This is a genomic window from Mucilaginibacter sp. P4_E8 (genome assembly GCF_056401495.1).
The window spans coordinates 1-8,134 of sequence record NZ_JBFUJG010000185.1 but is presented as its reverse complement, the minus strand read 5'-3'; the positions used below and the strand labels follow the sequence as shown (position 1 = coordinate 8,134).

Below are 8,134 nucleotides of genomic sequence, written 5' to 3'. Positions count from 1 at the left end.
GGGATGAGGCCACCGGAACTAATCTGCCTGCCGATAAAACCATTATTTTTTGGTGGCGGCAAAATTTGCCCGGCCAATTGCACTTAGCACTCCAGAAAAACTATGAGGTGGTACTTTGCCCGCGCTTGCCCCTGTACTTTGATTTTGAGCAGGATAATAGCCATATATCAGGTCGTAAATGGAATGGTGAGATCAATAAAGTAACAGATGTTTATAATTTCCCGGATAGGCAAATACCGGCAGACGAATTGAATTCAAAGCTCATTATAGGTGTACAGGCTAATATCTGGACGGAGCGTATAGGATCTGGAAAACGACTGGACTTTATGCTTTTCCCGCGTATAGCAGGTTTGGCCGAAGCAGCGTGGACCGCGCCAGAACTAAAAAATGAAGTTTCATTTAATGAACGGTTAAAGGCAGACTTGAAGAACTATGATAGTGCAGGTATCTATTATTATAATCCCTTTGACCCAACATTTCATCCCGAAGCTATCGACTTTATCCCACGCATCAAAGTGTCTGAGGTTCAGAAATATAGCCGTCGCCATGCTTCAAAAAAATCGCATCTTAAATCATCCGTAAAAAACAAAAAGGGATCAAACAAAAAGTACAAAACATCAGGCAAACTGCATAAAAAAAGGAAATAACTTATTGGGTTATTTCCTTTCGTAATTATGTTTTAAGCCTATCTGTAAGTAGAAAGGTGGGTTGTTTTTATGCTGAGCATAAATGATTTTCCGACGCTTATTTTTACGCTTTTATCCAATAAAAGGGCCTTTACCGCCTCGTCGGCTTTAATTGCCTCGTAAAGGTCACGCGCCACTGCCGATCCACTGATGTTATTCATAACCTTACCATTTTCCATAGTGATGTTAAATGTATAACCTGATTTTCCGCGGTCACCTGCCGATTCAAAATCAGTTATATTCAGTTTAAACTGCTGGTCTTCATTCAGGCTTTTTTTCAAATGCAAACGGATAACGGGCATGTACCTTTTCCAGGTAGTTAAATACTTTCTTTCTTCCATACTGTGCTTTCTATATAAAAATGGAGCCCTTGTGAGGAGTATTCTACAAGGGCTTCAAACGATGTTAAGAACGGGGATGTATCCCGATCTTATATTAAATAATTTGTTGTTTGTTAAATTTAAGGTAGCCTGGCTTTTAAACCGCCAATAATGTTACCACATTATTTTTCAAAGCTACCTAAATTAAAGGGTAATGAACTTATATAATTCATATAAAGTTCTGTAATTAACATTTTTATTAAATTCCTGCAAACAATCTATTATTAGGCTATTGGTAAACGTATAATTTTAATCTTGTAGTGGTTATATAGGGGTAACCAAAGTTAACTTTAAGCTTATTTATAAAGCTAATTAGTAATTTGCAGCTATAACCACAGGTTAATATAATGCTGTTAACACCATTTCTTTACCCAGAAAAAACTTCCTTAATGACGATCGCCAATTTTAAAATGAACCATACCGGGCAATTTAAAGCAATCCTCACCTGTTTTTTAGTTTTATTAGGTTCGGTCATCAAAGCCGCACCCATAATTTATGTTAATCAGGTTGCTTTTGATGCCCGTGGAGCAAAAATGGCCGTTATAAGTAATGATAATAAGCTAAGTGGCAATACTATGTTCACGCTGATAAATGCATCTGGTAAAGCCGAATTTAAAGGTACACTAAAAGGTCCGCAGCAAATAAATGAATGGGCACAGGGTAAATATTTTTACCAGGCCGATTTTTCCTTGTTCAAACAAACCGGCAAATACAGGGTAAGCATTACTGTAAACGGCAAACAATACCAGTCGGATGAGTTTGAGGTAAGCGAGAACGCGCTGGCGATAAATACCATTCCATCCATTATTAGTTACTACAACAAACAAAGAGCTAATACGCCAACCGAATTGGAGGTTGATAAAGCGGTAATTCTTTATGGCAGCACAAAAACAGCTGATGTTCGCGGGGGATGGTGTGATGCCTCCGGCGATGTAAGTAAATATTTTTCGCACCTGGCTTATGCCAATTACATGTCGCCGCAGCAAATACCCTTAGTTACATGGTCAATGGTTAACGCGGTACAAACTGTGCCTGGTTTGCTTAATAAGCTTGGGGCTTATGATAATATGGTTAACGAGGCGCTGTGGGGTGGCGATTATATGGTGCGGTCGCTATCAAAAGAGGGCTATTTTTATATGACCGTTTTTAGCTATTTTAGTAAAGATCCAAAAGCACGCAGGATAGTAGGCTTAAGGGCCAACAGTGTTACTACTGATGAATACCAATGTGCTTTTCGTGAAGGCGGAGGCATGGGCATAGCTGCTCTTGCCAGGATCTCTCAGCTAAAAAAAGACGGGGAATTTAAATCGGCGGAATACCTTGATGCTGCAAAACGTGCTTTTGCCCACCTGCTGATTAACAATACTAAATATGACGATGACGGCAAAGAAAATATTATTGATGATTATTGTGCCCTAATGGCTGCTACTGAACTATGGATAGCTACGGATAGCTCGTTTTATCATGACGAAGCACGTAAACGCGCACAAAACATAGAGAAACGTATGAGCCCGGCTGGTTATTTTATAGCTAATGATACCGGTCGACCATTTTGGCATGCTTCTGATGCAGGCTTACCGGTAGTTGCTTTGTGCCGGTATTTGAGTAAGGAGAATAATACAGAAGATAGGAGTGCTGCCTTAAATGTGATCAAAAAAGCACTTGACTACAACTTACGGGTAACCACAGCGGTAAGCAACCCTTTTGGTTATGCAAGGCAAACCTTCCGTATGGGTGATAAAATTAAAGACGGCTTTTTTATACCACATGAAAACGAAACCGGCTGGTGGTGGCAGGGTGAAAACGCGCGTTTAGGATCATTAGCTACGGCTGCTTTGGTAGGGGGCAGACTGGTTTACCCGGAAAAAGGGGGCTGGGGAGTAAAAAAAGATCTTGCTGTCTATGCATCCGATCAAATATCCTGKGTACTGGGTTGCAATCCTTATTCCATTTGTTTTATGTACCAGTTTGGTAAAACTAATGTGCCTTATATGAGCTCAAGTTTTGGTCATGGATCGGGCAAGGGTGGGATATCAAATGGCATCACCGGTAAAGAGGGTAGTCCTGATGGCAGCGGAATTGATTTTAAAACAGAAGACAAAGGCAATGAGTGGCGCTGGACCGAACAATGGCTGCCCCACGCTGCCTGGTTTTTACAGGCTATTACCGCTATGGCCCAGCCTGAATAATATGAATAATACTTAATAAGTCGCCTTAGTTATTATCTTTATTGGCTTTAGGTCATATTATTAAAATAAAGATAGTAAACAAAGACACCACATGAACCAGCTACCCAGGCGTTTATTATCTATCGATGTGTTCAGAGCGGTTACCATGTTGTTCATGATATTTGTGAACGATCTGGAAGGCGCGCATAACATACCAGATTGGATTGAACATGTAAAGGATAATGTTGACGGATTAGGTTTTGCCGATACCATTTTTCCGGCTTTTTTGTTCATTGTGGGGCTTTCACTACCATTCTCCATTAATAATCGTTTAAAAAAAGGCGAATCATTTATTTCAATAGCAGGTTATATTTTGCTGAGGTCGATAGCTTTAATTATCATTGGCGTTTTTCATGTAAACCTGGAAACTTATAGTAATGTATCGCTGCTATCAAAACCCATGTGGGGTTTACTGGCTCATATTGGTTTTTTCCTGATCTGGTTGGATTACCCACCTCAAATGGTTAAAGCTAAAAAGTATGCATTTATTGGCACAGGTATAATTGTACTTATTTTTTTAGCTATTATTTACCGGGGTGGCAAACCTGGTCACATCCATATAATGCAGCACTCGTGGTGGGGCATATTAGGTATCATTGGCTGGGCTTATTTTGTATGTGCAAGCGTGTACCTATTGGTTAAAGGCAGGCTTTGGGTATTAATTGCCACACTTCTGATCTTTTTGATTATAAGTATTGTTTCGCATTTGGAGTTGTTTGATATGGATCTGTGGGTAATAGATGATGCATCTTCAGTTTCACTGGTAATGTGCGGGGTAGTGATCTCAGTATTATATGCGCAACTGGCTCAAAAGGCAAAAACACAATACATTTGGGGCATTTTTACAGCGATAGCCGTAGCGATGCTGGCAGGTGGTTTTATAGCAAGACCATTTACGGGCGGTATATCAAAAATATACTCCACAACAGCCTGGGTAATGATATGCTCCGGCATCAGCATATTGGTTTTCGAACTTATGATATACCTTGTTGATGTAAAGGGAAAGCAAAACTGGTTTAAGCTTATCCGCCCGGCGGGCACAAGTACCCTTACCTGTTATTTGATTCCATATTTTCAGTTTTATATTTTAAAGCTGCTCCATGTTAAATACCCCCATATCATTAATTCAGGAGTAGGGGCATTGATAAGAGCGATGGTTATCTCTTTTTTAGTGATCATTTTGGTAGGATACCTGGAAAGAAGAAAGTTCAGGCTAAAAATATAAAAGCCAGGGTATTTCACCTTACAACTATTTACAATTTCTGAATTATTAATCATTTACCTATCTTAGGCTTCAGTTAGCCGGGACTAATCAACCGCAGGCCAAATATCTACAAAGCCCAACCAATCATGTGCTTTACGGTTCTGTAATGGCGACTTGTATGTAGTTGCACAAAAAAATATCCTATGTTGGTAGCTATAATGAAGATCTTTATTTTTTTATGCATTTTAATAGTACCGCTGCGCGGTCCGTCAAGAAGAAGAGAAACCAAATATGACCAGCCGGAAAGTGCTAAGATTTTTTCAAAATATGGCGTTAATGAACAGGGTAGGTTAGAGCGGATAAATAATGAACACAAAAACAAATAGGAGTAATCTCTATTAATTACTCCTATTTGTATATAAGTTGGGGCTACCCCGAATTTAAACTTTACTTTTTTTAGTTAGCGCTAAAATTTCATTCTGTGCTACACGGGCCAGTATAATTTTCCTGATCAGATCAACGGGTATTACCTCATCAGGTAAAAAATGGAGGGTTGATCCGGAGACTTTAACATCCTTAAGATCTTCTTTTAAGGTTTTTACAAGGCCTGGGTTCATTGTATAAAAGCTGCAATACTTTTTATTGGTGCCAATGCCAACCAGCATATAAAGATACTTATAACAGGGCAGCTGATAGCTGATCGATTCTATAGCCTGCGGAACTGTTGTTTGGATGATTGATCGCAGCTTTTCAAGCGTAGCCCTAAACTCCACGGGTTGCTGTGCTATATATTCATCAGCAGTACGCGGAGTTGGGAAATTTGAACCTCGCATAATATAAATATAATGAAATCGATTTGGGTTATCACCAACGTTATTATTGCTCGTATGCTTCTTTTAAGGTTTTAATATCGAGCTTACCCATTTTCATTACTGCCTGCATTACGTTAGCCGATTTTTTAGGGTCCTGTATCCAATTATTTAGTTCAGCTGGAACTATCTGCCATGACAAGCCGTATTTGTCTTTAACCCAACCACAAAAGGACTCTTCACCACCATCAGAGGATAGCGTTGTCCAGTAAAAATCAATTTCCTCCTGGGTCTTACATTTAACAGATAATGAAACAGCTTCGGTTAATTTAAACATTGGGCCCCCGTTTAAGATCATGAATTCTTGCCCTTCAAGTATAAAGGTAGCCGCCAATACGGTTCCTGCAGGTTGATGTTGCCCTTCGCCATAATAGCTGATGTCTTTAAGTTTTGAGTTTTTAAATACTGAAGTATAAAAGTTAATTGCCTCTTCAACTTTACCGTCGAACCATAAGCAGGTGGTGATCTTTTGCATAATAATTTCTCCTTTTAATTGTAATTACTGTTTTACCATTTTTGTTTGATATCTCAAAGTTACTTGCTCTGATTTCTATTAAAAGGGTGTGAAAGTGACAATCTGCGGGGGGTATTGCGCAACTGCGTAAGGGTTATAAAACAACAAATCCCGATCCGTTAAACGGATCAGGATTTGTACATCCAAAAGGATCAATATTGAAACTTATTTGCCTAAGGCTTTATAAGTTAGGCGTTTTTTGATTTTTGTCCGGCGTATGGTAAAGATGATATAAAGATCACCATGCCTATACCAAAAGTAACAAATCCACCGTAAACAATTCCGGCTGACGCATCAGTTCCACTAACCGAATCGGCCGGATTAAATGCGTGATTTGGGGTAAAAGCAATATAACCGCCTACAATTAATATGCCTATCGCTGTAATTAAAAGCCCTAATGTTTTTTTCATGTTCAGTAATGTGWAGCTATAATGCGACAAATGTATAAACTTTAATGTAATCAACAAAAAACCCGATGCTTAAATATCGGGCTATTGTGAATAATTTTCTCAATATGGGTTTAAATCAGGCTTTAACCGGTAATTTACTGCTGCCATCTTGTTTGATTTAACCAGCCATGAATTAATTTATACAATAGGGTGGGAATAAGACCGTCTAAATTTAAATGCATTCTGTATCCCCACTTTTGGTGATAGGCGGATCTACCTTAAAGTTTATACATTAGCACCGCATAAAAGCACATGCAGAAATAAATCTTTTGTAAGTTTAGATTTGAATTTAGCTGCATTTAAAAAATGAATATGAAACATTTAAAGATCTTAATATTAATAGCCGCTACCTGGTTATGCGCATGCAAAAACCCTGAAGAGCAGCAAAAAACAGAACTGAGCTTAAGCAGCTTTTTAAAGGATACTACCGGTGGTGTACAATCCGGCGGGATAAAGGTTATCGCTATTAATACCCCTAAAGGAAAATTCAATGTATGGACAAAGAAAATAGGCAATAACCCTAAAATCAAGGTGCTGTTGCTTAATGGCGGACCCGGTGCCACCCATGAGTATTTTGAATGCATGGAAAGCTTTTTACCAGCCGAGGGAATTGAGTTGATCTATTATGATCAATTGGGCACTGGTAATTCCGATAACCCCAAAGATACTTCTATGTGGAGTTTACCACGTTATGTAGAAGAGGTAGAGCAGGTAAGACAAGCGTTAAAACTGGATAAAGATAATTTTTACCTGTTAGGGCATTCATGGGGTGGAATACTTGCTTTGGAATACGCCTTGAAGTATCAGCAAAATTTAAAGGGCCTCATTATATCGAACATGATGGCCAGTTGTCCCGACTATGGAAAATACGCTGATGATGTATTGGCAAAACAATTTGACCCAAAAGTATTGGCACGTATTAGAGCCATTGAAGCAAAAGGCGATTTTCAAAATCCGGAATATATGCAACTGTTAATGTCCAATTATTACGCTAAACATATATGCCGTTTCCCGGTAGATGAATGGCCCGAGCCGGTAACCCGTTCTTTAAATAAAATAAATCAATCATTGTATGTAACCATGCAGGGGCCAAGCGAATTTGGCATTGCCGGCAAGTTGCTCAAGTGGGACCGCAAGGCTGATCTGCCCAAAATTGCTGTTCCGGCACTAAGCATCGGGGCAAAGTATGATAGTATGGATCCCGCGCATATGCAATGGATGGCTACACAATTTCAAAATGGAAATTATCTATATTGCGCAAATGGCAGTCATATGAGTATGTATGATGACCAGCAAACTTATATGAATGGCTTAATTAAGTTTATTAAAGGAGTAGATGCAGGAGAAAAAAAGATAAAATTATAAGCTGAACCTGTTGGGTTACCACCGTTATTGTTTACCCTAATGATGTACCGCATCAAATGTCGTGAAAGTATTTATGAATCTGTTTCGATCAGGGTGAGTGAGTCTTTTTTATGGTACTGTTCTTAATAAACAGAAAAGACATCAATGCTCCTAAAAAAGCGAGTCCTGCGGATAGCTGCATTACTCTGGCATAAACATCAATAAAGCCTGCACGGTATAATTTTTTAGCTGCTGCCTGCTCATGTTCATTAAAACCTGTGGTCACTTTAGCGTCACCCAGATTAGCGGCCTGTGCCATTATTACTTGTTTTTGTTTGGGACTTAGTTGAATATGCTGTATTTGATGTTGCAATGATCCAGTGAAAAATAAAACAGCTAAAGCACCTAAAATAGCATTGGCAAAAACATTTGATATACGCGTAAGGGCATTGTTTACACC

9 protein-coding genes and 1 pseudogene are annotated in these 8,134 nt (G+C 39.0%); 5 read left to right on the top strand and 5 right to left on the bottom strand.

From position 1 onward, the window contains the following. The coding region (locus tag AC1DRQ_RS28030) for a family 20 glycosylhydrolase (RefSeq protein ID WP_477428897.1) at nt 1–647 on the top strand (647 nt) is incomplete at its 5' end. A gap of 38 nt (nt 648–685) precedes the next feature. Here AC1DRQ_RS28030 and AC1DRQ_RS28025 read toward each other — a convergent pair. Beyond that, on the bottom strand, nt 686–1,027 hold the full coding sequence (locus tag AC1DRQ_RS28025) for a hypothetical protein (RefSeq protein ID WP_429392875.1): 342 nt from the start codon (nt 1,025–1,027) through the stop codon (nt 686–688). 428 nt (nt 1,028–1,455) lie between these two features. On the opposite strand from AC1DRQ_RS28025, the gene AC1DRQ_RS28020 reads away from it, so the two are divergent. The 3 genes from AC1DRQ_RS28020 to AC1DRQ_RS28010 all read left to right on the top strand — a co-directional run bounded on the left by AC1DRQ_RS28020 (nt 1,456) and on the right by AC1DRQ_RS28010 (nt 4,884). Further along, nucleotides 1,456–3,255: a glycoside hydrolase family 9 protein gene (locus AC1DRQ_RS28020; protein ID WP_477428894.1), complete on the top strand. Its 1,800-nt coding sequence runs from the start codon at nt 1,456–1,458 to the stop codon at nt 3,253–3,255. Nucleotides 3,256–3,346: 91 nt separating this feature from the next. Further along, a complete protein-coding gene (locus AC1DRQ_RS28015) occupies nt 3,347–4,519 on the top strand; it encodes a DUF5009 domain-containing protein (RefSeq protein ID WP_477428892.1) in 1,173 nt (390 codons plus the stop codon). A gap of 197 nt (nt 4,520–4,716) precedes the next feature. After that, complete coding sequence (locus tag AC1DRQ_RS28010) at nt 4,717–4,884, top strand: hypothetical protein (protein ID WP_477428890.1); 168 nt, start codon at nt 4,717–4,719, stop codon at nt 4,882–4,884. Between the two features lie 54 nt (nt 4,885–4,938). Here AC1DRQ_RS28010 and AC1DRQ_RS28005 read toward each other — a convergent pair whose 3' ends face one another. From AC1DRQ_RS28005 to AC1DRQ_RS27995, 3 genes are all read right to left on the bottom strand, one after another. Continuing rightward, complete coding sequence (locus tag AC1DRQ_RS28005) at nt 4,939–5,331, bottom strand: iron chaperone (protein WP_477428888.1); 393 nt, start codon at nt 5,329–5,331, stop codon at nt 4,939–4,941. Nucleotides 5,332–5,374: 43 nt separating this feature from the next. Next, nucleotides 5,375–5,842 carry a VOC family protein gene (locus tag AC1DRQ_RS28000; protein ID WP_477428886.1) on the bottom strand — a complete coding sequence of 156 codons (468 nt, stop codon included), beginning with the start codon at nt 5,840–5,842 and terminating at the stop codon, nt 5,375–5,377. Nucleotides 5,843–6,069: 227 nt separating this feature from the next. Beyond that, entirely contained in the window at nt 6,070–6,291 is a 222-nt protein-coding gene (locus tag AC1DRQ_RS27995; protein ID WP_477428884.1) for a hypothetical protein, read from the bottom strand. Between the two features lie 351 nt (nt 6,292–6,642). Here AC1DRQ_RS27995 and AC1DRQ_RS27990 point away from each other — a divergent pair, with 351 nt between their 5' ends. Next, entirely contained in the window at nt 6,643–7,695 is a 1,053-nt protein-coding gene (locus tag AC1DRQ_RS27990) for a proline iminopeptidase-family hydrolase (protein ID WP_477428882.1), read from the top strand. Between the two features lie 88 nt (nt 7,696–7,783). On the opposite strand, the pseudogene AC1DRQ_RS27985 reads toward AC1DRQ_RS27990, so the two are convergent. Continuing rightward, nucleotides 7,784–8,134, bottom strand: a pseudogene (locus AC1DRQ_RS27985) (MFS transporter); the annotation flags it as partial.